Source organism: Pseudomonas sp. WAC2 (assembly GCF_030403525.1).
GTDB lineage: Bacteria > Pseudomonadota > Gammaproteobacteria > Pseudomonadales > Pseudomonadaceae > Chryseomonas > Chryseomonas luteola.
In genome coordinates, this window is the sequence record NZ_JAUEPD010000005.1 from 119,566 (window position 1) to 146,166 (window position 26,601).

The 26,601-nt window shown below is 56.8% G+C and carries 26 protein-coding genes and 1 tRNA gene; 9 read left to right on the top strand and 18 right to left on the bottom strand.

Annotation, left to right across the window (positions count from 1 at the left end):
- Positions 1-1,083 (bottom strand): peptide chain release factor 1, encoded by a 1,083-nt coding sequence (gene prfA, locus QWJ10_RS12370; protein ID WP_125887448.1) that lies wholly within the window; start codon positions 1,081-1,083, stop codon positions 1-3.
- Positions 1,080-2,348: a glutamyl-tRNA reductase gene (gene hemA / locus QWJ10_RS12375; RefSeq protein ID WP_010795618.1), complete on the bottom strand. Its 1,269-nt coding sequence runs from the start codon at positions 2,346-2,348 to the stop codon at positions 1,080-1,082. Before hemA ends, prfA begins: the two co-directional genes overlap by 4 nt.
- 133 nt (positions 2,349-2,481) lie before the next feature.
- On the opposite strand from hemA, the gene QWJ10_RS12380 reads away from it, so the two are divergent.
- The 8 genes from QWJ10_RS12380 (at position 2,482) to ychF (ending at position 9,355) form a co-directional block, all read left to right on the top strand.
- On the top strand, positions 2,482-4,212 hold the full coding sequence (locus QWJ10_RS12380) for a tetratricopeptide repeat protein (RefSeq protein WP_289926717.1): 1,731 nt from the start codon (positions 2,482-2,484) through the stop codon (positions 4,210-4,212).
- 8 nt (positions 4,213-4,220) lie between these two features.
- The gene (gene lolB, locus QWJ10_RS12385) at positions 4,221-4,832 is read left to right on the top strand and encodes a lipoprotein insertase outer membrane protein LolB (RefSeq protein ID WP_289927229.1); all 612 of its coding nucleotides are present in this window, start codon (positions 4,221-4,223) and stop codon (positions 4,830-4,832) included.
- Positions 4,829-5,677, top strand: coding sequence for a 4-(cytidine 5'-diphospho)-2-C-methyl-D-erythritol kinase (ispE, locus tag QWJ10_RS12390; protein ID WP_289926719.1), 849 nt, complete (start codon positions 4,829-4,831; stop codon positions 5,675-5,677). Before lolB ends, ispE begins: the two co-directional genes overlap by 4 nt.
- Positions 5,678-5,708: 31 nt before the next feature.
- Positions 5,709-5,783: transfer RNA gene (locus tag QWJ10_RS12395), tRNA-Gln, on the top strand.
- Positions 5,784-5,827: 44 nt separating this feature from the next.
- A complete protein-coding gene (locus tag QWJ10_RS12400) occupies positions 5,828-6,769 on the top strand; it encodes a ribose-phosphate pyrophosphokinase (protein ID WP_019364854.1) in 942 nt (313 codons plus the stop codon).
- A gap of 107 nt (positions 6,770-6,876) precedes the next feature.
- A complete protein-coding gene (locus tag QWJ10_RS12405; protein WP_010795623.1) occupies positions 6,877-7,494 on the top strand; it encodes a 50S ribosomal protein L25/general stress protein Ctc in 618 nt (205 codons plus the stop codon).
- 152 nt (positions 7,495-7,646) lie between these two features.
- Complete coding sequence (gene pth / locus QWJ10_RS12410) at positions 7,647-8,231, top strand: aminoacyl-tRNA hydrolase (protein ID WP_010795624.1); 585 nt, start codon at positions 7,647-7,649, stop codon at positions 8,229-8,231.
- 23 nt (positions 8,232-8,254) lie between these two features.
- Positions 8,255-9,355, top strand: a complete 1,101-nt coding sequence (gene ychF / locus QWJ10_RS12415; RefSeq protein ID WP_010795625.1) for a redox-regulated ATPase YchF — start codon at positions 8,255-8,257, stop codon at positions 9,353-9,355.
- Positions 9,356-9,433: 78 nt separating this feature from the next.
- Here ychF and QWJ10_RS12420 read toward each other — a convergent pair whose 3' ends face one another.
- From QWJ10_RS12420 to QWJ10_RS12450, 7 genes are all read right to left on the bottom strand, one after another.
- On the bottom strand, positions 9,434-9,610 hold the full coding sequence (locus tag QWJ10_RS12420; RefSeq protein WP_185749638.1) for a hypothetical protein: 177 nt from the start codon (positions 9,608-9,610) through the stop codon (positions 9,434-9,436).
- A 245-nt stretch (positions 9,611-9,855) separates the two neighbouring features.
- Positions 9,856-10,635 carry a type IV pili methyl-accepting chemotaxis transducer N-terminal domain-containing protein gene (locus QWJ10_RS12425; RefSeq protein WP_010795628.1) on the bottom strand — a complete coding sequence of 260 codons (780 nt, stop codon included), beginning with the start codon at positions 10,633-10,635 and terminating at the stop codon, positions 9,856-9,858.
- 303 nt (positions 10,636-10,938) lie between these two features.
- Complete coding sequence (locus tag QWJ10_RS12430) at positions 10,939-11,178, bottom strand: hypothetical protein (RefSeq protein WP_019364850.1); 240 nt, start codon at positions 11,176-11,178, stop codon at positions 10,939-10,941.
- A gap of 155 nt (positions 11,179-11,333) precedes the next feature.
- Positions 11,334-12,356: an ABC transporter permease gene (locus QWJ10_RS12435; protein WP_019364849.1), complete on the bottom strand. Its 1,023-nt coding sequence runs from the start codon at positions 12,354-12,356 to the stop codon at positions 11,334-11,336.
- 98 nt (positions 12,357-12,454) lie between these two features.
- A complete protein-coding gene (locus QWJ10_RS12440) occupies positions 12,455-13,957 on the bottom strand; it encodes a sugar ABC transporter ATP-binding protein (protein WP_289927231.1) in 1,503 nt (500 codons plus the stop codon).
- A gap of 128 nt (positions 13,958-14,085) precedes the next feature.
- Positions 14,086-14,997 (bottom strand): sugar ABC transporter substrate-binding protein, encoded by a 912-nt coding sequence (locus QWJ10_RS12445; RefSeq protein ID WP_289926743.1) that lies wholly within the window; start codon positions 14,995-14,997, stop codon positions 14,086-14,088.
- Positions 14,998-15,386: 389 nt separating this feature from the next.
- Positions 15,387-15,644, bottom strand: coding sequence for a carbohydrate porin (locus QWJ10_RS12450; protein ID WP_289926746.1), 258 nt, complete (start codon positions 15,642-15,644; stop codon positions 15,387-15,389).
- Here QWJ10_RS12450 and QWJ10_RS12455 point away from each other — a divergent pair.
- Positions 15,643-15,864 (top strand): hypothetical protein, encoded by a 222-nt coding sequence (locus QWJ10_RS12455; RefSeq protein ID WP_289926750.1) that lies wholly within the window; start codon positions 15,643-15,645, stop codon positions 15,862-15,864. The genes QWJ10_RS12450 and QWJ10_RS12455 overlap by 2 nt on opposite strands.
- A gap of 142 nt (positions 15,865-16,006) precedes the next feature.
- Here QWJ10_RS12455 and QWJ10_RS12460 read toward each other — a convergent pair whose 3' ends face one another.
- The 9 genes from QWJ10_RS12460 to QWJ10_RS12500 form a co-directional block, all read right to left on the bottom strand.
- Positions 16,007-16,942 (bottom strand): sugar ABC transporter substrate-binding protein, encoded by a 936-nt coding sequence (locus QWJ10_RS12460; protein WP_019364844.1) that lies wholly within the window; start codon positions 16,940-16,942, stop codon positions 16,007-16,009.
- Between the two features lie 100 nt (positions 16,943-17,042).
- Complete coding sequence (locus QWJ10_RS12465) at positions 17,043-17,168, bottom strand: hypothetical protein (protein ID WP_019364843.1); 126 nt, start codon at positions 17,166-17,168, stop codon at positions 17,043-17,045.
- A 224-nt stretch (positions 17,169-17,392) separates the two neighbouring features.
- Positions 17,393-18,415, bottom strand: coding sequence for a Gfo/Idh/MocA family oxidoreductase (locus tag QWJ10_RS12470; RefSeq protein WP_289926757.1), 1,023 nt, complete (start codon positions 18,413-18,415; stop codon positions 17,393-17,395).
- Positions 18,416-18,556: 141 nt separating this feature from the next.
- A complete protein-coding gene (locus QWJ10_RS12475; protein ID WP_122041734.1) occupies positions 18,557-19,414 on the bottom strand; it encodes a sugar phosphate isomerase/epimerase family protein in 858 nt (285 codons plus the stop codon).
- A gap of 64 nt (positions 19,415-19,478) precedes the next feature.
- Positions 19,479-20,489 (bottom strand): Gfo/Idh/MocA family oxidoreductase, encoded by a 1,011-nt coding sequence (locus QWJ10_RS12480; RefSeq protein ID WP_289926762.1) that lies wholly within the window; start codon positions 20,487-20,489, stop codon positions 19,479-19,481.
- 95 nt (positions 20,490-20,584) lie between these two features.
- On the bottom strand, positions 20,585-22,522 hold the full coding sequence (gene iolD / locus QWJ10_RS12485) for a 3D-(3,5/4)-trihydroxycyclohexane-1,2-dione acylhydrolase (decyclizing) (protein WP_289926763.1): 1,938 nt from the start codon (positions 22,520-22,522) through the stop codon (positions 20,585-20,587).
- An 89-nt stretch (positions 22,523-22,611) separates the two neighbouring features.
- On the bottom strand, positions 22,612-23,454 hold the full coding sequence (locus QWJ10_RS12490; RefSeq protein ID WP_289926766.1) for a TIM barrel protein: 843 nt from the start codon (positions 23,452-23,454) through the stop codon (positions 22,612-22,614).
- 50 nt (positions 23,455-23,504) lie between these two features.
- Positions 23,505-25,007: a CoA-acylating methylmalonate-semialdehyde dehydrogenase gene (locus tag QWJ10_RS12495; RefSeq protein WP_289926768.1), complete on the bottom strand. Its 1,503-nt coding sequence runs from the start codon at positions 25,005-25,007 to the stop codon at positions 23,505-23,507.
- 76 nt (positions 25,008-25,083) lie between these two features.
- Entirely contained in the window at positions 25,084-26,550 is a 1,467-nt protein-coding gene (locus QWJ10_RS12500) for a sugar porter family MFS transporter (protein WP_289926770.1), read from the bottom strand.
- Positions 26,551-26,601 lie beyond the last annotated feature (51 nt).

Consider the following 26,601-nt stretch of genomic DNA (forward strand, 5'->3'; position numbering starts at 1 on the left):
TCAGTCCCCCAAGGCCGCCAGTTGGTCGGCCTGATATTCCTGCAGGAGAGGCTCGATGACCTGTTGCACCGCGCCCTCCATGACTTCACCCAGAGAGTACAAGGTCAGGTTGATACGGTGATCGGTCACACGGCCCTGTGGAAAATTATAGGTCCGGATACGCTCGGAACGATCCCCTGAGCCTACCAGCAATTTACGGGTGCTGGCGATAGCCTGCTGATGTGCCGCCTGTTGCTGGTCATTGAGCTTGGCCGCCAACCACGCCATGGCCTTGGCGCGGTTCTTGTGCTGTGAACGCTCTTCCTGGCACTCAACGACAATACCGCTGGGAAGGTGCGTAATACGAATGGCCGACTCGGTTTTGTTGACGTGCTGACCACCGGCGCCGGAGGAGCGATAGGTATCAATACGCAAATCTGCCGGGTTGATCTCCACAGCTGCCTGCTCATCAGGTTCCGGCAGCACAGCCACCGTACAGGCCGATGTATGAATTCGCCCTTGAGACTCGGTCTCGGGAACCCGCTGGACACGATGGGCGCCAGACTCGAATTTGAGCTTGGCGTAGACGTTGTCGCCCTCTACACGGGCAATCACTTCCTTGTAGCCACCATGCTCGCCCAGGTTCTCGGACATGACCTCTATGCGCCAGCCTTGACGCTCGGCATAGCGCGAATACATGCGGAACAGATCCCCGGCAAAAATGGCGGCCTCATCTCCACCGGTTCCGGCACGAATCTCAAGGAAAACGTTGCGACTGTCATTAGGATCACGAGGCAGCAGCATTCGCTGTAGCTGATTTTCCAGGTCGATCAGTGCGGCTTCTGCCTGCTCGGCCTCTTCTTCGGCCATAGCCCGCATTTCCGGGTCGTTGTCCTTTAGCAGGGCACGAGCGCCTTCCAGATCGGCCTGCACCTTGCGAAATTCCCGAAGCGCCATGATGACCGGCTCGATTTCTGCATATTCCTTCGAATAAGCACGAAACTGGGTCTGGTCACTGATTACGTCGGCATCACCGAGCAGCGCTGTCAGCTCCTCGAAACGATCATTTAATCCATCGAGCTTTTGCAGCAGAGAGGCTTTCATTTTTTATCCACGCCCTCGTCGAGAGCGAACAGTTCCTGAGCCAAAGCCAGCGCATCGATGCGCCCTTCAGCAGACAATTTCTTGAGTTGCACACTAGGCGCGTGCAACAACTTGTTGGTCAGGCTACGTGCCAGCGCGGCCAGCACCTGATCAGGCGCAACACCATTGGCGAGCTGCCGCTGAGCACGAGCCAGTTCGTCATCACGCATCTGCTCGGCCTGTTGCCGGTAGGCTCGCAATACATCCACCGCTGCCAGCTCACGCAGACGATGCATGAACTCATCGACCCCAGCCAACACCAGTTTTTCGGCCGCCTGGGCAGCGCCCTGCCGGCTCTTAAGGTTCTCGGTGATGACCTCATGCAGATCGTCGACGGTGTACAGGTACACATCGTCCAGCTCGCTAACCTCCGGCTCGATATCGCGCGGCACTGCAATATCCACCATGAACATCGGCTTGTGCTTGCGCTGCTTGAGCGCACGCTCAACGGCCCCTTTACCCAGGATGGGCAACTGGCTTGCCGTCGAGCTGATCACGATGTCGCTATTGGGCAGCTCTTCCGGAATATCGGCAAGCAGAATCGTATGCGCCCCGAACTGCTCTGCCAGGTGACTGGCGCGCTCGAGTGTCCGGTTGGCGACCACAATCCGCTTGACGCCCTGCTCGTAGAGGTGCCTTGCCACCAGCGTAATGGTTTCTCCTGCGCCAATCAAAAGCGCCTGGCTGCGATTGAGATCACTGAAGATCTGCTTGGCCAGGCTTACCGCAGCAAAGGCAACCGAAACCGGGTTTTCGCCAATGGCGGTATCGGTACGGACACTTTTCGCCGTGTTGAACGTTGCCTGAAAAAGACGCCCTAACAAGGGGCCTACGGTGCCCGCTTCGCGTGCTACCGCGTAGGCTGATTTCATCTGGCCCAGAATCTGCGGTTCGCCCAGGATCATGGAGTCCAGACCGGACGCTACACGCATCATGTGCTGGACCGCCTCGTCATCCTCATGAATGTACGCGCAGGCACGCAGCTCATCCAGCGAGAGATGATGATAGTGGGCGAGCCATGCCAGAACGTTGTCCGGAAGGGGCTGCTCCATTTCCAGATAGAGCTCACTACGGTTACAGGTCGACAGAATGGCCGCCTCGCGACTCAAGGTCTCCCGGCACAGTTGCCGTAATGCCTCTACCATTTGCTCAGGGGTGAACGCTACGCGTTCGCGTACATCCACTGAGGCGGTCTTGTGATTGATGCCAAGCGCGAGGAAAGCCATGCAGAATCGCTAAGTTTTTTGGAAAGCCGGTAATTGTCCTACGTCGTCGATTGAACGACAACTATCAGGCCCATGTGCTTGCCTAATACCTTGTGGCATGATGGGCTGAATGCAGAGAGGCCGTTTCGATCTCATGACTAAATATCTCGCGCTGCTGACCACTGCGCTGCTATTGGGTGGCTGCCAAAACCTGGCCAGCCACACGAATTCTGAACAAACCAAACCTGAACAGGCTACACCTGCTGCTGCGCCAGCCCAGCCGGAAAAGTATGGCTCCTTCAGGGAGGACACCTTATATGACCTGCTGGTTGCAGAACTGGCCGGGCAACGCAATCGATTCGATATTGCATTGGCCAATTACGTCGAACAGGCCCAGAGCACTCAGGATCCCAGCGTAGCCGAACGCGCGTTTCGCATTGCAGAATACCTGGGTGCAGACAGTTCCGCCTTGGATACCTCTGTTATATGGGCGAAGAACGCGCCAGACAACCTTGATGCCCAACGCGCTGCTGCCATCATGTTGGCACGTGCCGGCCAGTACGACGAATCCATGACCTACATGGAGAAAGTTCTGCAGGGCCAGGGCGACACCCATTTCGATTTTCTTGCCCTGTCGGCAGCCGAGACGGACGCAGACACCCGCGCGGGCCTGCTCAAAAGCTTTGATCGCCTTCAGGCCAAGTACCCCGAGAACGGCCAACTGCTGTTCGGCAAGGCATTGCTGCTTCAACAGGACGGACGAGTCGACGAGGCGCTGACGTTACTGGAAGATCACCCTGCCGCCAGACATGAAGTGGCACCGCTGCTGCTCAGAGCCCGCATGCTTCAGAGTCTTGGTCGTAGCAAGGAAGCCCTTCCGCTGCTGGAAAATGGAATCAAGGAGCATCCGGACGATAAACGTCTGCGCCTCGCTCATGCCCGCCTGCTGGTTGAGCTAAACAAGCTTGATCAGGCTAAGCAGGAGTTTGCGGACCTGGTCGCACAGTTTCCCGATGATGACGATCTTCGCTTTTCCCTGGCACTGGTATGCCTGGAAGCCGAAGCCTGGACTGACGCACGCACCTATCTGGAAGAACTGGTTCAGCGTGGCAGCCACGTGGACGCGGCCCACTTCAACCTGGGGCGTGTCGCCGAGGAATTGAATGATCCCGAACAGGCGCTGACCCAATACGCGTTGGTCGGCCCGGGTAGCGACTACCTACCCGCCCAGCAGCGTCAGGCTGAAATCCTGATGGGTCAGGGGCGATTCGAAGAAGCCAAATCGCTTCTTGCGGCCTCTCGCCAACGCCAGCCTGACTATGCGGTCCAGCTCTACCTGCTCGAGGCCGAAAGCCTGACCAACAACAATCAGTCGGAGGCGGCCTGGAATACCATTCAGCAGGGCCTCAAGCTGTATCCAAACGACCTCAATTTACTCTATACCCGTGCCATGGTATCGGAGAAGCGCGGAGACCTTGGTCAATTGGAAAGGGATCTACGCCTTATTCTCAAGCAGGATCCCGACAATGCCATGGCGCTCAATGCGCTCGGCTACACCCTGGCCGACCGTACGACCCGCTACGCCGAAGCACGCACGCTGATCGAGAAAGCTCATCAGATCAATCCTGATGATCCCGCTATCCTCGATAGCATGGGATGGATCAATTACCGCCAGGGCAAGCTTGATCTTGCAGAGCAGTATCTACGCCAAGCCCTTCAGCGCTTCCCCGATACCGAGATCGGCGCACATCTGGGCGAAGTTCTCTGGGCGCGAGGCAAGAAGCAGGAAGCACGCAAGGTATGGGCGGCGGCGGCTGAACAGTCCCCTGATAACGCCGTGCTACGTAGCACGCTCAAACGATTGACAGGCTCAGAAACACTGTGAAATTCAATATCCGCTTTATCCTCATAACGGCATTTCTGGCATTCCTGGCCGGGTGCGCGGGTCAAGTGCCCCATGAAACGGTCGAAGGGCATGGCAACAGCGCAGCCTGGAAGGCTCACAAGGCACGCATTACGACGCTGGACGGTTGGCAGATCAACGGCAAGGTAGGTATCCGTGCTCCCAATGATTCCGGCAGTGGCACCCTATTCTGGCTTCAGCGGCAAGGGTATTTCGATATACGCCTGTCGGGACCTCTAGGCCGTGGCGCAGCTCGTCTGACGGGACGCCCAGACGACGTCACGCTGGAGGTAGCCAATCAGGGGCGTTACCACGCAGACTCCCCCGAGGCGCTTCTTGAGCAGCAGCTCGGCTGGCGCTTACCCGTTTCCCATTTGCTCTGGTGGGTGCGTGGGCTTCCAGCTCCAGACAGCCGCAGCCAACTTACACTGGACGGCGACAGTCACCTGTCCCGCCTCGTCCAGGACGGCTGGACCGTAGAGTACACCCGTTACACCGAACAGAATGGCTATAGCCTGCCCGAGCGCTTGAAGCTCAAAGGTCAGGACCTCGATGTGACACTGGTTATCAAGGACTGGCAGCCACGCCAGCTAGGCCAATGAAAGACGTGTTGACCTTACCGGCCCCAGCCAAGCTGAACCTTTTCCTTCATATCCTGGGTCGGCGCGACGACGGCTACCACGAGTTGCAGACACTGTTTCAGTTCGTGGACTATGCCGATGAGCTCAAGTTTGCGTTGCGTGATGACGGTCAGATCCGGTTGCATACCGTCCTTCCCGGTGTTGAACATGATTCCAACCTGATCGTTCGTGCCGCTCGGCTTCTCCAACAGACAACTCACTGCTCTCTTGGAGCGGATATCTGGCTGGATAAGCGGCTGCCCATGGGCGGTGGTATCGGAGGCGGCAGCTCGAATGCAGCGACTACCCTGCTCGGGCTGAATTACCTCTGGAAGCTCAACGTCAGCGAAGAGGCACTGGCAGAGCTTGGCCTTACCCTTGGCGCGGACGTTCCGGTATTCGTGCGAGGCAAGGCAGCCTGGGCGGAAGGGATTGGTGAGCGACTGACGCCGGTAGAGATAGAAGAGCCCTGGTATCTAGTGGCTGTTCCGCAAGTGTTTGTAAGTACAGCAGAAATTTTTAACGATCCCCTGTTGACACGTGACACGCCTCCCAGTAAAGTTCGCCCCGTTCTCGAGTGGGGCGGTCGAAACGATTGCCAGAGCGTGGTAGAAAAGCGTTATCCAGAAATACGTAACGCTTTGATCTTGCTAAACAAATTTGTTTCAGCTAGATTAACCGGCACTGGTAGTTGCATATTTGGGGGGTTCCCAAATCAGACCGAAGCTGTTAAAGTTGCGGACCAACTTCCAGCTACCCTGCCAAGCTTCGTAGCTAAAGGAAGCAACACTTCAATGTTGCACCGTAAACTGGGAAGTTTGTCCTGAGAAACAGATACAACTGTATCTGAAACGTCACAGGGGCGTCGCCAAGCGGTAAGGCAGCAGGTTTTGATCCTGCCATGCGTTGGTTCGAATCCAGCCGCCCCTGCCATTTCCTTTTCATCAGGTCCACCCTCAGCCGGCAGGTACTGCAGCGTGTCCAAGATGATGGTCTTTACGGGGAACGCTAACCCCGATCTGGCACGGCGCATTGTGCGTCAGCTGCACATTCCTCTAGGTGATGTTTCCGTCGGTAAATTCTCCGATGGCGAAATCAGCGTCGAGATCAACGAAAACGTTCGTGGTAAGGACGTCTTCCTGATTCAGCCGACCTGTGCACCTACGAACGATAATCTGATGGAACTGGTCGTGATGGCTGATGCCTTCCGCCGCTCCTCAGCTACCCGAATCACCGCTGTTATCCCCTACTTCGGCTATGCACGTCAGGATCGCCGCCCGCGCTCCGCACGCGTTGCTATTAGCGCTAAAGTAGTGGCTGACATGCTTACCGTTGTCGGTGTCAACCGAGTTCTGACTGTCGATCTTCATGCCGACCAGATTCAGGGTTTCTTTGACATTCCCGTTGATAACATCTATGGCTCCCCCGCTCTGGTTGACGATATCGAAGACCAGCGTTTCGAGAACCTGATGATTGTTTCTCCCGACATTGGTGGTGTTGTTCGCGCACGCGCCGTGGCCAAAAGCCTGGGCGTAGATCTTGCGATCATCGACAAACGCCGTCCGAAAGCCAACCAGTCCGAAGTGATGCATATCATTGGCGACATCGAAGGCCGCACCTGCGTGCTAGTCGACGACATGGTTGATACAGCCGGTACACTTTGCCATGCCGCCAAGGCTCTGAAAGAGCATGGTGCATCCAAGGTATTGGCGTATTGCACGCACCCCGTGCTTTCCGGACGCGCAATCGAGAACATCAACACTTCCGTTCTTGATGAGCTTGTTGTTACCAACACCATTCCGCTTTCTGCTGCTGCGCAAGCCTGCACTCGTATCCGCCAGTTGGACATTGCTCCAGTGGTAGCCGAAGCTGTGCGTCGTATCAGCAATGAGGAATCCATCAGCGCCATGTTCCGTTAAGAACTGGTGCTGGTATAACGGCCCCGCATCATGCGGGGCTTTTTAGTCAATGGTCTGATCGCTGGTCGCAAGTGACTCAGGCAATTGTCTTTTTTAGGAGACTACAAATGGTCGACTTTACTCTGAATGCCCAAGCGCGTTCCGACCTGGGGAAAGGTGCGAGCCGCCGCCTGCGTCGTAATGCCGAACAAGTTCCTGCCGTAATTTACGGCGGTGAAAAAGCGCCTGTATCCGTTACGCTGGAAGGCAAGGATCTGGCCAAGCTGTTGAACAACGAGGCTGCTTTCAGCCACGTAATCAACCTGAACGTTGACGGCCAGAACGAAAGCGTTCTGATCAAGGCACTGCAGCGTCACCCTGCCAAGGGCTACGTTATGCATGCTGACTTCCTGCGTGTAGTGGCTGGCCAAAAGCTGACCGCAACCGTTCCGCTGCACTTCATCAATCAGGAAGCTGCCATTGGCGTTAAGCAAGGCGGCGGTGAAGTTTCGCACAACGTGAACGAAGTAGAAGTCTCTTGCCTGCCAAAAGACCTGCCTGAGTTCATCGAAGTCGACATGTCCAAGGTCGAGCTGAACCAGATTGTTCACATGAGCGACCTGAAGCTGCCGGCTGGCGTTGAGCTGGTATCCCTGGCTCATGGCAGCGACCTGCCAGTAGCAAGCATCCACCTGTCCCGCGTCCAGGCTCCGGCTGAGGGCGAAGGCGAAGGTTCTGCTGAGTAAGGCATTGCCTAAGGCTTGTTGAGGAGAAGGTAACGCCTCTACAGCAGACTATTATGAGCGCATCGCCCTGATGCGCTTCTCGATAGGGTTACTCTGTCTGTATAGTCGCTGCCTTAACCTCATAGACAAACTTAGGAAGAAGGGCTCCCGTTATGACTGCCGTACAACTGATCGTTGGCTTGGGTAATCCAGGCGCTGAATACGAACAGACGCGGCATAATGCGGGGGCCCTTTTTGTTGAACGTCTTGCTGCTCAACATCATGTCAATCTGGTCGCTGATCGCAAGTATCATGGCCTGACGGGCCGATTTACACATGACGGCCATGATGTTCGCCTCTTGATTCCTACGACCTACATGAACCGTAGCGGCCAAGCTGTTGCGGCGCTTGCAGGTTTTTACCGTATTCCTGTGGAATCCATTCTGGTCGCCCACGATGAGTTGGATATGCCGCCAGGTGTTGCCAAGTTGAAAAAAGGTGGCGGGCACGGTGGTCATAACGGCTTGCGCGATATCATTGCCCAATTGGGCAACCAAAACGGTTTTCATCGCCTACGGCTTGGCATTGGCCATCCGGGGCATAGCAGTCTAGTCTCCGGTTACGTATTGGGCCGCGCGCCACGTGCCGAACAGGAGCTGCTGGATACCAGTATCGATTTTGCCCTCGGCGTGCTGCCGGACATTCTGGCCGGGGATTGGACCCGTGCCATGCAGCGCTTGCATAGCCAGAAGGCCTAACCTACTCCGCGAGGGACAATTTCATGGGATTTAACTGTGGCATCGTCGGCTTGCCCAACGTTGGCAAGTCCACTCTATTCAACGCCCTCACCAAGTCCGGCATTGCTGCAGAAAACTTTCCGTTCTGCACCATCGAGCCGAACAGCGGCATAGTGCCAATGCCTGACGCTCGACTCAACGCACTGGCCGAGATCGTCAAGCCCGAGCGCGTAATCCCTACAACCATGGAGTTCGTGGATATCGCCGGCCTGGTAGAAGGCGCATCCAAAGGCGAAGGCCTTGGAAACAAGTTCCTGGCCAACATCCGCGAAACCGATGCCATTGCCCATGTGGTTCGCTGCTTTGAAGACGAAAACGTTATTCACGTAGCCAACTCCGTTGACCCCAAGCGAGACATTGAGGTCATTGACCTTGAGCTGATCTTTGCGGACCTGGAAAGCTGTGAGAAGCAATTGCAGCGAGTGGTTCGCAACGCCAAGGGCGGCGACAAGGAGGCAGTGGCTCAAAAAGCACTTCTTGAAAAGCTGATTCCTCATTTCGAAGCAGGAAAGCCTGCGCGCAGCCTGTTGAAGGACATGGATGACGAGCAGAAGCGCATGGTACGCGGCTTTCATCTGTTGACCAGCAAGCCAGTCATGTATATCGCCAACGTGGCTGAAGACGGATTCGAAAATAATCCGCATCTGGATATCGTCAAAGGCATTGCTGCCGAAGAAGGCGCAATTGTCGTTCCGGTATGCAACAAAATCGAAGCTGAAATTGCCGAGCTGGATGATGGTGAAGAAAAGGACATGTTCCTTGAGTCTCTAGGCTTGGAAGAGCCCGGCCTGAACCGCGTAATCCGCGCTGGCTATGAACTGCTGAATCTACAGACCTATTTCACTGCCGGAGTGAAGGAGGTTCGTGCCTGGACCGTCAAGGTGGGCGCTACCGCGCCACAGGCAGCTGCCGTGATTCACACTGACTTTGAGAAAGGCTTCATCCGCGCCGAAGTGGTCGCCTATGACGACTTTATTCAGTACAAGGGTGAAAATGGCGCGAAGGAAGCAGGCAAATGGCGCCTGGAAGGTAAGGATTATATCGTCAAGGATGGCGACGTCATGCACTTCCGCTTCAACGTCTGATCTGCTCAGCGGACCTGCGATGCAGGTCCGCCCCCTTCCCTTCTACCTGCACATGCTCAAGACAGCAGCAACTTACGTCTACTGGTTGACTGGCAAAGCCGCATGCAGTTGAGTCAGCTCGTTGACCTTGTCGTATAGCTTGTCGGCACTGGTAGCCATGGCGGTAGGCACAAACTGGTTAGGCTGGGAAAAACCAGCGACCATAGTGGTAAATTTCCACTGCGCCTTAACCTTGCATAAGGCAACAGCAGTCACTTGATTTGGCGTTCCTGCTTGCCAAATAGCGCTTCAAAGTCTCTTACCAATGCCTCGAATGCTCTTTCCAGATCAGGCACAGTTGCTCATAACGACTCCATCACGACAAGCTCACTTCAGCTCTTTTACAGAAGTGCTGCGTTAATCTTTCAGGAAGAAATAAAGGTAGCGTGAGCAAAATGGAGGACGAAGCAATAAGGACCATTTTGCCGATACGACAGAATGGCCCTCAGCATAGGTATCGGTCAGTTGCCGGCAGATAGCCCCGCGTACAGCCGTGTCAGCTCGTTCATCTGCTTGAACAGCGTATCGGCACTGGAGGCCATTGCTGTGGGGACATAGTTGTCGGGAGTGGTAAGGTCTACCGCTGTGCGGGTGAATTTCCACTGAGCTTCGGCTTTACGCAGCGAAGTGGCAATTTCAGGGTTGGGCGTGCCCGCGGTATTGAGCTCTGTCATGACGGTATCGAACTCACCGACGGACTTGTCAAACGCCTCGTCCAGCCCGGGCGCCTGCACACCCCAGTTCTTGGCCATGTACAGCATGGCGATCCGCTGGCTTAGCACTCGGTTCCAGCCACTACGGTTCACCAGACGGGAAGACTCACCACCGTTGTTCTTTGCGACGAGATCCGTCAGCTTTTGGCACTGATCCAGGAGCTGATCACTGACGCCCAGCATGGCGACGGCCTGATCCTTGTCAGGATTAGCCTGAACCAGCTGCTTGTATTCCTGCCAAGTCTTCTCTATCTCGCTGAGTTTGCTGCGAATTTCAGTATTCGGTGCGAACTCGACAAGCAATTTGTGATGGTTGTCGAACAGTGTAACGGTGTCCTTGAGCTGCTTGGCTGCAACGTCTACGCGAACACCGGACCCCATCATCAGGTAATCCTTGGCCATGCGTTGGCCCAGCGTGCGCTGAAGGCCAGCCATGTTCATCGCTTCTTCAGGGGTAATGGCCGCCCAGCAAGAGGCACTAACAAGACTGACGCCCAAAACGGCTACACGCAAAAAATCCTTTAGCATTTACTTCTCCAAAAGGGCCATTCGCTGGCCAGGCAGAGCGGGGCCTTTTTTAGAAACAGCAAGGCGCCGCGAATAGTTAAGCTCCGCGGTTATCGATTTAATTAGTGCGGGATTTGGTATGAAGGCGAATCGTCACGACAGCTGATGTCATAACGCTATCTAACCATAAGATCGCTATTGTAGCGTGTTGAAAAGTCAATAGGACGTTTTTACTAGGACATAATGTCGCCCCTGCCCAGAAGCGTGACAGCAACAGCACCTCCGCTGGAACAAGGGCACATTGGAAGCAGGCCGCTTATATGATCAACCGCTAACCCGCAAAGGACCGCCAACCGGAACGTACTCAACAGGTGTCTCACCTGGGAGGTCTTGGACAGGGTCGTCCTGATAGCCGAACCCTTCCTCCTTCAGGTTGATGGAATGCGTGCTGTGTTCTCGGGCACTCGTATTGCTCAGTTTGGTAAACAGGCGATCATCATCCTGCAAGGTGAAGCGGTCTCCTGGGCAAAGCTGTGCGAAAGTGATCGTGGCGGCGGTACTCATCAAGCAGTCTCCTTATAACCGTTGAGGTCTCTTATGAATGGAGAGTTTCCGGTCGATCAAGGTTCCGAACAGCGACCGGAACTGACTTGCAGAGCACACATTGCAGAATAAAAAAGGCTCGCCTGGAAACGACGAGCCAAGACGTGGAAAACCGTTTAGCGCTTGGCCTTGCGCTTATTTCGGTATTGGTCGATGACAACGGCCACCACAATGATGATGCCCTTGATGATGTCCTGGATGTAGGCGTCGACCCCGAGGAAGGTAAAGCCGCTGGCCATGACGCCCAGAATCAGGGCGCCGATGACCGTTCCGGTAATACGCCCTACACCGCCCGCCAGGCTGGTACCGCCAATCACGGCGGCGGCAATCGCATCCAACTCGTAGGACATACCCATCCCCGCCTGACCTGTAGCGGCTCGGGCCGAGGCAACGACACCAGCGAGGCCTGCTAGAAGGCCAGCGATGCTATAGACGATGATCAAATGGCGCTTGACGTTGATGCCCGAGATGCGAGCCGCCTGCATGTTGCCGCCAATGGCATAAGTGTACTTACCGTATTTGGTATACCGCAGGGCGATATGAAAGATGACAGCCACGACCAGAAAGATGATGACCGGCATGGCACCGCTGCCAATGGCGGTGTACGAGTCGGACAGCATGCTGATGGGCTGACCTTCGGTGTAATAACGCGCCAGACCGCGGGCCGACACCATCATGCCCAGCGTGGCGATGAAAGGAGGAATGCCGGTAGCGGCAATAATACTTCCGTTAATGACGCCGGCCAGCAGTCCCACGCCTAATCCGGCCATGATCGGCACCCAGACCGGCATGTCGGTCAATGAAGGGAAGACCGCGCGGCCAAAATCAGACGTTTGCGCCAGACTGGCCGCAACCATTGCGGAAAGCGCAAGCACGGAGCCTGAAGACAGATCGATTCCTGTCGTGATAATGACCTGGGTAACGCCAATGGCCAGAAGACCAATGATGGAAACCTGGAGAATCATCAACACCAGGCGCTGGGAGTTCATGAGAAAACTCTGATCACGCATGACCCAGCCGAACAGCTCGAACACTAAGCCAATACCCAATAGTACGAGCAGAATACCCACTTCAGTAGGAATACGCCGCTTGGTCTTCCTGGGTACCTCAGCTGTTTTGTTTTCAGTGATAGCATTCATAGTGATTTCCTCTTCTCCTGCTTTCGCCCAGGCGAACGTGCCCGCTGACTACTGCCAGGCCGCTATGCGTATCGATATGCGGAGAACCCCGCCCCTACTCAGTGAATCGCCTTGATTCCAGATGCGTGATGCATGATCCGTTCTTGCGTGGCCTCGTCGCGGTCGAGCACGCCAGTCACCTCCCCCTCATGCATGACCAGGATGCGGTCGCTCATGCCAAGCACTTCAGGCAGTTCGGACGAGATCATGATGACGGCCATGCCTTCACTGGCCAGAAGAGAGATCAGTCGGTAGATTTCAGCCTTGGCACCCACGTCGATCCCTCGCGTCGGCTCATCCAGAATGAGGACACGCGGATTGGTCATCAGCCACCGCGCCAGCAAGGCCTTCTGCTGATTACCGCCGGACAGGTTGGCAATGCACTGCTCCAGCGAAGGCGTTTTGACGCGCAGCTTCTTGCACATGTCTTTGCAGAGGTCGCGCAGTGGTTTTTGCTGGACGAAACCGCTGCCGCTGTAATTGGGCAGGACCGCAACCTCCATGTTCTCCAGAACGGACAGGCATGGAAAAATACCGGTGTCCTTGCGATCTTCAGTCAACAGGGCCAAGCCTTTCTGAATCGCCAGACAGGGGTCAGTCATGGTGATCCTTTCACCGTCCAGGTAGATTTCGCCACTGGTGGCTGGCGTGACGCCAAACAGGGTTTCGGCTACGTTGGTACGCCCCGAGCCCATAAGGCCAGCGATACCAAGAATTTCACCCGCACGCAGGTCGAACGATACGTCTTTAAAAACGCCGTCCAGAGACAGGTTGCGTACCGAGAGCATGATTTTGTCGGTAGGGGCGGTACGCTCGGGAAACAGCTGAGTCAGCTCACGACCTACCATCATGGAAATCAGGCTATCGCCATCCATGCTTTCCGCACGCTGCAGGCCGATGTAGGAACCATCCCGGAAGACTGCGACCTCATCGGCAATCTGGAAAACTTCATCCATCTTGTGCGTGATATAGATGATGCCCTTTCCCTGCGCCTTAAGGTCAGCAATGATCGAGAACAGGTGAGCCACTTCTTTTTCGGTGATAGCTGAGGTGGGCTCGTCCATGATGAGGATATCGGAGTCGTAGGAGACCGCCTTGGCAATCTCGACCATTTGCCGGCCAGCAATGCTGAGGTTGCCGACCGGCTCTTCAGGATCGAGATCAATCCGCAGGCGCGCCAGCAGCGCTTCGGTATTACGGTGCATGGCACCATGATCGACCATGTGCAGGGCATTGAGCGGTTCACGGCCCAACCAGATGTTTTCGGCAATGGTCATGTAGGGCATCAGGTTGAGCTCCTGATGGATCATGGCGATGCCTGACTGCAGGGCGGCCAGCGGCGTTTCGAACGTCACGGGCTTGCCACGCAAGCGAATCTCGCCACTGTCGGGCTGATGAATTCCTGCAATGATCTTCATGAGGGTGGATTTACCCGCCCCGTTTTCCCCCATCAGCGCCAATACGGTGCCTGGACGAACACGGAGCTGCACATTGGATAGAGCCACAACGCCTGGAAAGCCTTTGCTGACGTTCAGGATTTCCAGCAGGTACTCCGTACCCATGGGGTCGGCTTCGTAATTGATCTGTTTGTAGGTTGAGGGCGTTACAGCAGTAGTTGAGCCGAGCATCTTATTCTTCTCCTCGGAACGTTCGTGAGCGCCAGCTGAAACAGGGCGCTGGCGTCTGATCGTTATTTACTCTGGAATTGCTGATAGTTCTCGGGGGTAACCAGCTGCACCGGAACCCAGATGTCGCCTTGCAGGTTTTCCTTGTTGACGAGGCGGACAGCGACATCTACCGAGCCGGCCCCGATACCGACGGTATCGCGGTACACCGTTACACTCAGCAGTCCGCGCTTGATGGCAGCCAGGCCATCGGCCGTGCCGTCGACACCGCCTACCATGACGTCCTTGCGACCGGCCTGACGCAGTGCCATGGCTGCACCGATACCCATCTCATCGTTATTGGCTGCAACAGCATCGATCGCCTTGCCAGACAAGAGCCAATTGCTCATCAGGTCCATGCCCTTGTCACGTTCCCAGTTGGCGGATTGCTCTTCCACCACTTTGATATCGGGGTATTTAGCCAGAACATCCCTCACCCCAGTCGTGCGCTTGCGCGTATCGTCATGGGCCAGTCGGCCAAGGATGATGGCGAGGTTTCCCTTGCCGCCCATCTTTTCGGCAAGATACTCCATTTGCATCTGGCCAATGCGACGCTCATCCGTGCCTACAAACACGACACCTGCCGGGAAACTGTCTACTTCAGGGCGGCTGTTGAGATAAACCAGCGGGATACCCGCCTGGGTAACGCGCTCAGTGATCTTGCGGGTCGCGGCCGTATCGGCCGGGTTGACGATGATGGCATCAACTTTCTGGCTAATGAAGTTTTCAACCTGCCCTAGCTGACGCACTACATCACCACCCGCATCCTCAAGTTGCAGGGAGGCGCCACCGGGTATCTCTTTGGCACGCGCCTGCATGGCCTGAACAAGGTAGGCGATGTAGTTATCGTACTGTGCAACCGCCACACCGATTTTCATATCGGACCAGGCCAGCGGAGAGATAAGCAGGCAGAACAGCAAACCCAGACAGCGCTTCATGGTGGCTCCTTAAGCCCTGTGCACCAGCATCATGCTGGCATCGAAAAAGGCAAACCCCGTCGCGGCAGAGCACCGAGCCGGAACGGTTCTGTTCGGAGTGCGACGTGAGCAGGACGAAGGGCCATGCTGGTTGCACGATAGGACATGTGCGCTGAGCACGCTGAGGCTCGAAGCGAGTACGCGACGGTCTACGGCTGGTAGACCGCTCGGAGTCGTCCTGTAAGGAAGAGAGGGTTTCATCGACAGTACCTGTTTGTTTTTGTTGGTGTGCGCGCCTCCTGCAGAGGAGGCGCGTTACAGTCGTCAACCTTGGATCAGAATCTACTAGAATAAATTTTCCATTACAACGCAATTTCCGAATTTATTTTTCATCATATAAGTAACCCGCTCTACCATAAGCGTTCCAGCTGAACACCTAGATGGGCGCTGTGCCGGACAGCGCCAAAGACACCTGTGCTCGATAATGCCGAGCCGGGTGCCAGAGGATTAGCAGCCCGTTGCTCACCACGGCTCCAGACGGCGTAGGTCACGTAGAAATGCACCTCAGGACGGGCCTTGCGAAAGGTGGGGCCATTAGGCGACCAGATAGGCGCAACGGTCAGCTTGGTCAGCGTACGGGGGGTCGTCATCGATATTGATCCGGTCATGGTCGATCTCCGTGGCGAACTCCCATTGCCCGGTCAGTCCATACACGGTGCGCCTGCCAATGGAATACCACTGCTACGTGCCATCGAGACGGCGTTTGTCACGCGGATATATCATCTGGAACTGGCTGCCAAAGCGCCGGGTTGCCTGCCAGTCGAAAAACTCAACCACCCGGAAACTGGCGCTACCCTTGTCATAATCCGTCGGTCCTATAGGCCCTAGCGCCACACCCGGCTCCGTACTGAACTGCCAAGGTGTTGCCGCTGCCCCACCCTATGCAAAGCAGCAAAAGCGAGTCCATGGTGCGTACTGGAATCAGTGAGGGAGTAGCGCCGCAGAACGCGGCGCAAAAGACAGTATTGCGTTAGTGCTTGATGCGGCTCTGGAACGAATCCACATTCTCGGGCGTGATCAGCTCATAGGGAATCCAAACGTTTTGCTCAACCGGCTCCTTTTTTGCCAGCTTTACGGCTGCCTCCACGGCGCCATCAGCCTGCCCTTTGGCATCCTGAAAGACAGATGCGGCCAGCATGCCGCGCTTGACCGCAGCCAGACCATCTGGCGTGCCGTCAACGCCTCCGATCAATACCGAGCCCTTTGCCTTGCCGGCCTGCTGTAGCGCCATGGCCGCGCCAATTGCCATTTCATCGTTGTTGGACGAAACCGCATCGAACTCCTTACCTGACAGGAGCCAGTTGCTCATCAGGTCCATGCCCTTGTCACGCATGTAATTGGCCGTCTGCTCTTCTACTACCTTGATATCGGGATACTTGGCCAGAACCTCCTTTACCCCCTTGGTGCGGTTATGCGTGGAGTTGTTGGCCAGATCGCCCAGCATGATGACCAGATTCCCCTTACCGCCCATTTTATCGGCCAGGTACTGCATCTGCAGGCGTCCGGCTTCCAGGTCGTTGGATGTCACTGTAACCACGCCTTTTGGCAGGTTTTCCTCATCCGGGCGGCGATTGACATACACCAGCGGAATCCCGGCTTTCGTCGCCGCCTCGGTGATATTACGGGTAGCTGCAGTATCGACCGGGTTGACGATAATGGCGTCGACCTTCTGGCTTACAAAGCTTTGTACCTGGTTGAGCTGCTTGACCACATCGCTGCGGGCATCCTCGAATTGCAACTGAACGCCTTCATCCTTGGCTTTCCTGGCCATCGACTCGCGCAGGTACGTCAGCCAGTTGTCGTCAAACTGCGCCATGCTGACCCCGACCTTGATATCGGCTGCCATAGTGGTTGTAGCCATGAACAGCGACAGGGCTGCGGCGGCGATTTGTTTGCTCATCTGCATGGTGAATGACTCCAGATATTGTGAGTGTTATGGGTGGAAGTGCATCACGATCAAGCAGAGCCCCAGGGCGGGACTCCCCTTTCTTACGAACAGGAACGCGTCATTCTTGGCGATTACCCAGGCAAGCCAGAAGGCAGCAGGAACCAGTCAGGTAAAAGACCGGGTAGGAAAAGCGAGGCGGCGCGGCCAGAAAGGCCGCTTGAGCGCAGAGAGGATTATCGTTCATCGACGGCACCTTTTTGTTTTTATCGGCCTGCCCGTACAAGCCCTGTATGGGTCGTGAAATCGTCAATCTGATTCAGACTGTATTGGAATTTAATTTCCAAAGCAACAGCATATAGAATTATCTTTTTTTATCGTAACAGTGGCAGAAAATGGCAGTTTGCAGGCGTTGTAAAGCCGGGAAGCAATTCTCGGCTCCAGGCTTCTATAAGGATGAGAACGAGATGATCAGCCCTGCGTAATAACCTGACCCTGCTGAGCACTGCGGCGGGCGGCATCAAGGATGCGTGTGGTTTCCAGGGCGTCTTCCAACGAAACAGGCAGTTCGCCTTTTCCGCTCAGGGCAGCTGCCAGGTGCTCATAGAAGAGGTCCCAGCGGCCCCGCTCGGAGGGCACCAGCTCACGCTCTTCGCCATGCTGCATCCAGCCCCAGCGCAGGTGGTCCTCAACGCCCCAGCGGTCCCGCTCGGTCTTGGGTGAACGTCCCGCCAGGAGTGCCTGATCCTGCCCATCCAGGCACTCGATCCGATAGCAGCCTTCGGTGCCGTTAACCTTGAGTCGAGGCCCTGGATTGTGCTGAATCGTACTGCCCCAGAGACGTGAGATGACACCGTTTTGATGGGTAAGCGACAGGAAGAAGTCCTCATCGAGTTGCTGCTGCTCATCCATGAAACGGACCTCGGCATAGACCGAGCGTACCGATCCGAACAGCCAGAGCGCCTGATCGACCAGATGACTGCCCAGATCCCGCAATAAACCTCCACCACTGGCGTTACCCCGAGTGCCGGATACAAAGGTTTCCACACGCGATTCGAATGTAAGGACTTCGCCCAACTTGCCTGACGTAATCATCCGGCGAGCGGTACGGATGTCCGAGTCCCAACGGCGGTTCATGTAAACCGTGAGTGGTACGCCAGCTTCGCGGGCGGCTGAGATCAGTAGTTGAGCACGCGATTCGTCCAGGGCAAACGGCTTGTCGCTGACGACGGGAACGCCTCTGGAGACAGCCTCCAGAATCATGCCTTCCCGGATTTCGGGCGGCGTGGAAATTACCACAGCATCAACACCGGCATCGATCAGCTCGGCTAGCGTGTCGTAGGCGGGTACGCCGGGATAATCCTGTTGCAATTCGGCGCGGCGCTCAGGTGAACGTATCACGACACCCACCAGGGCGATAGGTGACACTGACGTGATCAGGGGCGCATGGAAAAACCGTCCGCCCTTACCATAACCCACCAAACCAACACGCATAAAACCTCCGAGCAATAACAGGCCTACCCTGTGTCCAACAACGAAGCGCGTCAGGGTCCTTTTTTAGTAGGGGAAATAGCCGTCTTGCATGACGGCTGCGCAAGCCGGGAGCCTGCAAACACTCCCGGCCAGAAGGGCGTATTAGCCGAGTTCCTGCTTGACGCGCTCCAGCATGAAGCGGCTCGACTCATCGGCCCGGTCTTCAAAGCCGAAGACGGCGACGGTAGCGATACCGTCGAATTTCATTTCCCGCAACGTAGAGAAGAAGGCCTCCCAGTCCACTTCGCCTTGCCCGATATCCAAGTGCTGGTGGACGGTGGCGTTGACGCCTGGTGGGTTGACGATATAGCGCAGACCCGACGAAGCTCGATGATTCCAGGTGTCGGCAATGATCACGTGGGTCAGTTTGTCCCCGGCGTAATGCAGCATCGAGGCGATATCGCCCTTGCCGTCATCGTAGAAAAAGGTGTGTGGCGCAGCGTACAGGTAGTTCACGAAGTCTTTGTCGAGGCCACGGATCAGGTCGACCGACTCGTTGTTGCGCTCGCTGAAGTCATAGGGATGCGCCTGGATGTCGAGCTTAATGCCTTCACGCTCAAAGATGGGCAGGAGCTCTTCCATGGACTTCATGAACTGGTTTTCGCACACCAGCGGCTGGTCCGACTGACCACTGAATTCGGTGTTCATGAGATCGCAGTCCATTTCCACGGAGATCTCGATAGCGCGCTTCCAGTTACGAACCGCTGCCTTGCGCAGCTCCTCATCCGGTGCAGCCCAATGATAGACCGGTAGCAGCGAGGACAGCTTTACACCGGTATCGCTCAGCGCCTTTCTGAATTCACGGATCCGAGCCTTGTCGACGCGTGGATACTTGTAGAACGGCAGGAAATCGTCCCGTGGGGACAGCTCGATGTATTCGTAACCCAGCTCTGCCACCTTATCCACCATCTTGGGAATAGGCAGAAAGCGATACATGTTTGGGTCCAGACAAATACGCATGATCTGTGCTCCTCTGGCGGCCTCTCCCTCAGGAAGAGGCCTGTTTATTGGTTATAGTGACGGCTTATTCATAGAACGCAGGACGCTGCGGCAGGCGGATCGGCTCGATGGCGCCGCTACGCTGGGCAGCGACACAGGCATCGGCGGTCACGGCGGCGGTGTAACCATCCCAAGAGGACGGTCCGGTGATCTTGCCTGCCTTGATACCGTCGATAAAAGCTTGCAGCTCTACGTCATAGGCATCGATGAAGCGCTGCTTCCAGTCCATGAGAATTTCGGTGGACAACTTGGCGCCGCTGCGCATCTGCACAGAAGCAGGCTCCGGCAGCTTGGCAATGCCACGCTCGCCAACAACTTCGCACTGAATGTCGTAGCCGTACTGGCAGTTAACAAAGACTTCGACGTCGATGCGGGTGCCCTTGGCAGTTTCCAGCAGCACGATCTGCGGGTCTTTCAGGTGAGCAAAGGCCTGGGACGTCTTGCGGGGATAAATGACCTGGGCTGACACATACTGGTCATCCAGCAACCAGCTCAAGACATTAATCTCATGGATCAGCGTGTCGACGATGGCCATCTCGGTGGTATAGGACTCGCCTACCGTCGGGTTGCGGTGCGCCGCGTGAATCATCAGCGGCTCACCGATCTTGTCGCTGTCGATCACGGCCTTGAGCGCGCGATAGCCTTGATCGTAAGGACGCATGAAACCGACCTGCACCAGCCGCTTGCCATGCTCCATCTCAGCCTCGACGATTTTCTTGCAGCCCTCTGCCGTGACGGCCAGCGGTTTTTCGCAGAAGACCGGCTTGCCGGCCGAGATGGCCGACAGCACGAACTCTTCATGACTTGGCCCCCAGGAGGTAACCAGAATGGCGTCCACTTCCGGTGCATTGATCAGGTCGTGGCCGCTGGCATAAACCTCGGCTTCAATGCCCTGCTGCTGGACGACCTTGGCGGCCTGCTCCTGATTGATGTCGTTGACCGCCACGACTGTACTGCCCACCAGTGCATGACTGCACCGACGAATGTGATCCTGTCCAATAGCCCCTGTTCCGATTACGCCGATACGCAGTGTCATGGTCATTCTCCGTTTGGAATTCTTGTTCGAAAAACGTTGGGGTAATACCGGGCGTGATAGGCATCGCTGAACTCAGCCCATCACCGCTCTGCAAATCAATACTGTCGTGCTTTGGCAGTGTTCTCCTTGAGCATGCGTGACACTGCCTGGACCTTCTCGCTGGTGGAGACTTCGGCACCACCGACGCGCCACCAGGAGAGGTATTTGTGAATCATGGTCTTGGGCAGGACCTTGATATCGATCAGCGTGGAGACCGTCTGCCGACGCGCGTCTTCCAGCGCGGCATGCAGTTCGTCCAGCGTTTTTACACGATAAGTCTTGCAGCCATAGGCGGCGGCGCTCATGGCGAAATCCACGGGGACAAAACCACCATCGAGCTTGCCGGTTTCTAGGTTGCGATAGCGGAACTCGGTACCAAAGCTGTCCATGCCGTGCTCCATCTGCAGGTTGTTGATGCAGCCGAACGTCATGTTGTCCAACAGGATCACGTTGATCTTCTGGCGTTCCTGAATGGACGTTGCCAGTTCGGAGTGCAGCATCATGTAGGAGCCATCGCCGACCAGGGCATAAACCTCTCGCTCGGGCTCGGCCATCTTCACGCCTAGGGCTGCGTTGATTTCATAGCCCATGCAGGAGTAGCCATACTCCAGGTGATAGGTGTTGGTGCCTTTGCTGCGCCAGGCCCGCTGTAGATCGCCCGGCAGGCTGCCGGCAGCGGCAACAATGATGTCTTCGTTGGCCAGGGTTTCGTTCAGCGCACCCAGCACGCGGCTCTGGGTCAGGCTGGAGCCGGTCAGCTCGACAAACTCTTCGAGCACGGCACGTGGCAGGTGATCGTCGATCTCCGGCACAAAGTTTTCAGTGCCGTATTCAACGCTATAGACACGGTCGATTTCCTCCTTGAGCTTGGCGCGGGCCTGCTGCGGTGCATCGCCCCATTGCGCCTTGTAGCCGGTACGACCCAAGGCTTCGCCTAGCGCTTCCAGCCCTACCTTCGCATCCGCAACGACCTGCGCGGCATCGAGTTTGTAGGCATCGAAGGCACTGGCGTTGAGGTTGATAAACTGGACGTCCGGGTTCTGGAAAATCCACTTGGACGAGGTGGTGAAATCGGTGTAACGCGTGCCGACGCCAATGACCAGGTCGGCTTCCTTGGCCAGCATATTCGCTGCCAGGCAACCCGTCTCGCCGATTCCCCCCACGTTCAATTCATGGGCCGAGACGATGGCGCTCTTGCCCGCCTGGGTCTCGGCGAACGGAATTTCGAAGCGCTCGGCAAAGCGCTGTAGGGCTTCGGCTGCGCCTGAGTACTTGACCCCACCGCCACAAATCAGCAGCGGCTTGCGCTTGCCCTGGAGCAGCGCCACGGCGTCTTCCAGCATGGCCTCAGTGGCTGGGCGGCGGTCGATACGGTGCACGCGCTTCTGGAAAAAGTAATCCGGGTAATCGTAGGCCTCGCCTTGTACGTCCTGCGGCAGGGCCAGGGTTACGGCACCGGTTTCGGCCGGGTCGGTCAGTACGCGCATGGCATTGATGGCGGCGGTCATCAGCTGCTCGGGACGCGTGATGCGATCCCAGTATTTGCTGACAGCCCGGAACGCATCGTTGGTACTGATGGACAGATCATGGGACTGTTCGATCTGCTGCAGCACCGGATCGGGTTGGCGACTGGCATAGACGTCCCCCGGCAGGAGCAGCACCGGAATACGGTTGGCGGTTGCAGTGGCTGCCGCCGTGATCATGTTGGCCGCACCCGGACCGACCGATGACGTGCAGGCATAGATCTGGCGACGCAGCTTCTGCTTCGCATAGCCAACGGCGGCATGAACCATGCCTTGCTCATTGCGGCCCTGATGGACAATGAGCTCACCCGGGTCCTGTTCCAGTGCCTGTCCAAGCCCCAGCACGTTGCCATGACCAAAGATGGTAAAGATGCCTTTGACGAACTTGGTTTCAACCCCATCGACGCTCACGTACTGGTTATCGAGAAACTTCACCAGCGCCTGGGCCATGGTCAGTCGTGTTGTACTCATGTTGTCACCCTTTCAATTCCACGCCTGGGGTCGAGTACAGGGCGACATGTGCCGCCCTGCCTTCCCTTTGTTATAGGTACTGTCTCTGCTTAGGCCGCCTGCCCTTTGGCAGCGTCTACACGTGCTTTCAGATGCTGCATGCTGGCTAGCAATGACGGCTGGATATCCGTCAGCGCATGGACGCTTTCGGCGAACGGCTCGAACGACAGGTGGCCGTTATAGCCCAGCTTGAGCAGCTCACGGACCTGTGCGGCATTGCCCAGGATGTCGGCCTCGCCCACCAGCACGCGGTGGCCATCACGGATGGTGTTCAACGGCAGCGCACCGTCCTCCACACCCGAGATGTGCACCAGACCGGTCATCTCAGGGAAGAACTCTTGCTCACCTGCCAAATGATGGTGGAAGGTGTCATGCACGACACGGAACACATCGCGCCCGCCTACGGCATTGATAGCGTCTACGGCATCACGCTTGCGGCGCAGCGAGCATTCCTCAAAGCCCAGCGGCTCCACAAAGCCCAGGATGCCGTGCTCACGCAGGATAGGCGCCAGCTCGGTCAGCGCGGTATGCAGGTCACGGGCGCGTTCGGCCTCGCTACGCGGGTCTTTGGGATCATTGAGCGGGCACATGACCAGACCCTCTGCGCCACAGTCGCGGGCGTAGGCTGCCAGCTTTAACGTCTGGGCACGACGCTCGTCATTCCACACATCGAAGGGATACAGCGCATTGATCGACAGCACACGGATGCCCTTCTCCTGGCACAGCTGGCGTACACGCTGGGCTGGGGTGCCGTCCTCGATCTCGATACCTTTCAAATCATTGCGGATTTCGATGGCATCGGCATTGAGGGTAGTGGCAAGCGAGATGAACTCTTCCAGCGGCAGGCGTGGGGCAACCATGCGGTTAAGGGCAAAACGTAAGGGCTGGCTCATCTTGTTGTTCTCCAGGATTCGATAAACGCAGTGCTGGTTTAGGGTATGGGTTATTTGGCGGTCGGCATGCTGAACTCGGCACCCTTGGCAATGCTATCGGGCCAGCGCTGCATGACGCTCTTGTAACGGGTATAGAAGCGGATGCCCTCCTCGCCATAGGCGTGGTGGTCGCCAAACAGGGAGCGCTTCCAGCCACCAAAGGAATGCCAGGCCATGGGAACAGGAATCGGTACGTTGATACCGACCATGCCCACCTGGATGGAGCGGGCAAACGCGCGGGCGACGCCACCGTCGGTGGTAAAGCAGGACACGCCATTGCCAAATTCATGGGCATTGATCAGCTCGACGGCCGAGGCAAAGTCCGGCACGCGCAAGATGCCCAGCACTGGGCCGAAGATCTCGTCCTTGTAGATGGTCATCCCGGGCTTGACCTGGTCGAACAGGGTTGCGCCAACAAAGAAGCCATTCTCGGCACCCGGCACCTTGAAGTTGCGACCGTCGACGATCAGTTGCGCACCTTCCTCAACACCTTTGGTGATGTAGCCCTCGACCTTGGCCTTGTGCTGGGCAGTCACCAGCGGGCCCATGTCGGCGTCGCCTTCCATGCCGTTGCGGACACGGAGGTTGTCGATGCGGGGCAAAAGCTTTTCGATCAGCTTGTCGCCCACATCGCCTACGGCCACGGCGATGGAAATCGCCATGCAGCGCTCACCGGCGGAGCCATAACCGGCACCGATCAAGGCATCGGCCGCCTGATCCAGATCAGCATCCGGCATGACGATCATGTGATTCTTCGCGCCACCCAGGGCCTGAACGCGCTTACCGCGGCGGGTGCCTTCCTGGTAGATGTATTCGGCGATGGGTGTAGAACCCACGAAGGAGATGGCTTCGACATCCGGGTGTTGCAGCAAGGCGTCTACGGCTTCCTTGTCACCCTGTACCACATTGAACACACCATCGGGCAAACCGGCCTGCTTGAGCAGATCCGCCATGAGCAGGCTGGCGGAAGGATCGCGCTCGGAAGGCTTGAGAATAAAGGTATTGCCGGTGGCCAGTGCCATCGGGATCATCCACAGCGGCACCATGACCGGGAAGTTGAACGGCGTGATCCCGGCACAAACGCCTAGCGCCTGACGCATGTTGTAGTTGTCGATGCCACCACCGATGTTGTCGGTGAACGCTGTCTTCATCAGATGGGGCGCACCGCAGGCAAACTCGACAACCTCGATGCCACGGGTGACTTCCCCCATGGCATCGGACAGGACCTTGCCATGTTCAGACGTGATGAGCTGCGCCAGCTCCTTGTGGTGCTTGTCCAACAGCTCCTTGAACTTGAACAGGATGCGCGAACGGCGCAGAGCCGATTGTTCGGACCAGGCCGGAAACGCGGCCTTGGCGGCTGCGACAGCTTCATTCACCGTTTGGGTGGTCGCCAGGGCCACACGGGCCTTCACTTGCCCCAACGCCGGATTGAACACATCGCTGTAACGCTCGGTGCCCGCTTCCTGGACCTGACCATTGATGTAATGGCCGATGACTGTTTCTTGACTCATGTCGAACTCCTTCGGGGCCGCTCGAAGCACGGCGTAGCTAACAAAACCAATGGATCCTTACCGCGATCCGCACTTATCAAATGGGCTTGGATGACAAGGCCCGACCGGCTTTCCGAGTACTGGTCGACATGGGCTGGCGGCGAATCTTGGCCAGCATCACGCCTTCCATTTTTTCCAGCGATACACCACGGGTTTCAGGGACGAAACGGATGACGAACCAGTAGCTGAACACGCCAAAGCCTGCGAACAGCCACATCGGGAAGGCACCATTGAATGTGCTCATCAGGTAGGGATGGTCATTGATCATCGGGAATGTCTGGGTCACCAGGAAGTTGGCAATCCACATGCTGCACACGGCCACACTCATGCCCAGCGAGCGCAGACGATTCGGAAAAATCTCAGAGATCAGAACCCAGGTGCCGATTCCCCAGGACAACGCATACAGCAGCATGAACAGCAGCATCCCGAACAGCGTCAGGTAGCCGTCCTGATGGGTGTACATGGCGTAAGAAGTGATCAGGAGTCCGCTGACCGAGCCGATGGTGCCGTACTTCATCAGCGGAATCCGGCCGACGCGGTCGATCAGCCAGGCGCCGATCAGCGTGCCCACCAGCTGCATCACGCCAATCCAGATGGTCTGGAACAACGCGGACTCGGTACTGGCGGTGACGCCTTTGAGTACCATCGGCGCGTAATACATCATCACGTTCACGCCGCTGACCTGCTGAAGCATGGCCAGCATGCACCCGACAAACAGGATCATCCCCAAGCCGGACCTGCGCAGCTCCACTTTTTGCGGGCAGCCCTGGCGGTCCTGCTTCAATGAGTCCTTGATCTCTGCCAGGAGATGCCCGGCATGCTCGGCGTTGGAAATACGTGTCAGCGTCTTCAGGGCCTTATCGTCCTGACCGACCATCACCTGCCAGCGGGGCGACTCCGGAATGGTGAATACCATGATGCAGAAGAGAATGCAGGGCACGACTTCGGAGCCGATCATCCAGCGCCAGCCGTAATCGACCAGCCACTCCGCTGCTACATCACGGGCAATCAGGTAATTCACGGTAAAGACGATCACCTGGCCGGCGACGATGGCAATCGACTGCATGCCCAGGGCGCGCCCCCGCATGCCTTTGGGCGAGACCTCGGACATATACATGGGCGAGACCGTAGCCGCCAGACCCACGGCCAACCCGCCAATCATGCGGTAGATGACAAACCAGACGAAGCTGTCGACCACCGCCGCCCCTACCGCCGACACGGTAAACAGCACAGCGGCCAGAACGAGCGCCTTCTTACGACCCAGACAGCCGGCTACCCAGCCTGCGCTCAAGGCACCGACGACGCAGCCGATGACCACATTGGAAACCGCCCAGCCGGTCTCGGCCGCAGACAGGGAAAAATACGCACGCAGCGAGTCCACAGCGCCGGAAATGACAGCAGTGTCATACCCGAACAGAATGCCGCCTAACGCCGCCACGGCGCAGATTCTCAGCACATAACCGATGTCATGGCGATGTGCATGGGTGGAAGTAGGGATCGTCATATCGCTCGCTCTGGTTCTTGTTCTTGGGTTTCCAGAAGTCAGCTACTACGA

Excerpts from the sequence above, each read along its gene's own strand:
- prfA (WP_125887448.1), bottom strand. The coding sequence starts at position 1,083 with ATGAAAGCCTCTCTGCTGCAAAAGCTCGATGGATTAAATGATCGTTTC.
- hemA (WP_010795618.1), bottom strand. The coding sequence starts at position 2,348 with ATGGCTTTCCTCGCGCTTGGCATCAATCACAAGACCGCCTCAGTGGAT.
- QWJ10_RS12380 (WP_289926717.1), top strand. The coding sequence starts at position 2,482 with ATGACTAAATATCTCGCGCTGCTGACCACTGCGCTGCTATTGGGTGGC.
- ispE (WP_289926719.1), top strand. The coding sequence starts at position 4,829 with ATGAAAGACGTGTTGACCTTACCGGCCCCAGCCAAGCTGAACCTTTTC.
- QWJ10_RS12405 (WP_010795623.1), top strand. The coding sequence starts at position 6,877 with ATGGTCGACTTTACTCTGAATGCCCAAGCGCGTTCCGACCTGGGGAAA.
- pth (WP_010795624.1), top strand. The coding sequence starts at position 7,647 with ATGACTGCCGTACAACTGATCGTTGGCTTGGGTAATCCAGGCGCTGAA.
- ychF (WP_010795625.1), top strand. The coding sequence starts at position 8,255 with ATGGGATTTAACTGTGGCATCGTCGGCTTGCCCAACGTTGGCAAGTCC.
- QWJ10_RS12425 (WP_010795628.1), bottom strand. The coding sequence starts at position 10,635 with ATGCTAAAGGATTTTTTGCGTGTAGCCGTTTTGGGCGTCAGTCTTGTT.
- QWJ10_RS12430 (WP_019364850.1), bottom strand. The coding sequence starts at position 11,178 with ATGAGTACCGCCGCCACGATCACTTTCGCACAGCTTTGCCCAGGAGAC.
- QWJ10_RS12435 (WP_019364849.1), bottom strand. The coding sequence starts at position 12,356 with ATGAATGCTATCACTGAAAACAAAACAGCTGAGGTACCCAGGAAGACC.
- QWJ10_RS12440 (WP_289927231.1), bottom strand. The coding sequence starts at position 13,957 with ATGGGTACGGAGTACCTGCTGGAAATCCTGAACGTCAGCAAAGGCTTT.
- QWJ10_RS12445 (WP_289926743.1), bottom strand. The coding sequence starts at position 14,997 with ATGAAGCGCTGTCTGGGTTTGCTGTTCTGCCTGCTTATCTCTCCGCTG.
- QWJ10_RS12455 (WP_289926750.1), top strand. The coding sequence starts at position 15,643 with ATGGTCGATCTCCGTGGCGAACTCCCATTGCCCGGTCAGTCCATACAC.
- QWJ10_RS12450 (WP_289926746.1), bottom strand. The coding sequence starts at position 15,644 with ATGACCGGATCAATATCGATGACGACCCCCCGTACGCTGACCAAGCTG.
- QWJ10_RS12460 (WP_019364844.1), bottom strand. The coding sequence starts at position 16,942 with ATGCAGATGAGCAAACAAATCGCCGCCGCAGCCCTGTCGCTGTTCATG.
- QWJ10_RS12465 (WP_019364843.1), bottom strand. The coding sequence starts at position 17,168 with ATGAACGATAATCCTCTCTGCGCTCAAGCGGCCTTTCTGGCCGCGCCG.
- QWJ10_RS12470 (WP_289926757.1), bottom strand. The coding sequence starts at position 18,415 with ATGCGTGTTGGTTTGGTGGGTTATGGTAAGGGCGGACGGTTTTTCCAT.
- QWJ10_RS12475 (WP_122041734.1), bottom strand. The coding sequence starts at position 19,414 with ATGCGTATTTGTCTGGACCCAAACATGTATCGCTTTCTGCCTATTCCC.
- QWJ10_RS12480 (WP_289926762.1), bottom strand. The coding sequence starts at position 20,489 with ATGACACTGCGTATCGGCGTAATCGGAACAGGGGCTATTGGACAGGAT.
- iolD (WP_289926763.1), bottom strand. The coding sequence starts at position 22,522 with ATGAGTACAACACGACTGACCATGGCCCAGGCGCTGGTGAAGTTTCTC.
- QWJ10_RS12490 (WP_289926766.1), bottom strand. The coding sequence starts at position 23,454 with ATGAGCCAGCCCTTACGTTTTGCCCTTAACCGCATGGTTGCCCCACGC.
- QWJ10_RS12495 (WP_289926768.1), bottom strand. The coding sequence starts at position 25,007 with ATGAGTCAAGAAACAGTCATCGGCCATTACATCAATGGTCAGGTCCAG.
- QWJ10_RS12500 (WP_289926770.1), bottom strand. The coding sequence starts at position 26,550 with ATGACGATCCCTACTTCCACCCATGCACATCGCCATGACATCGGTTAT.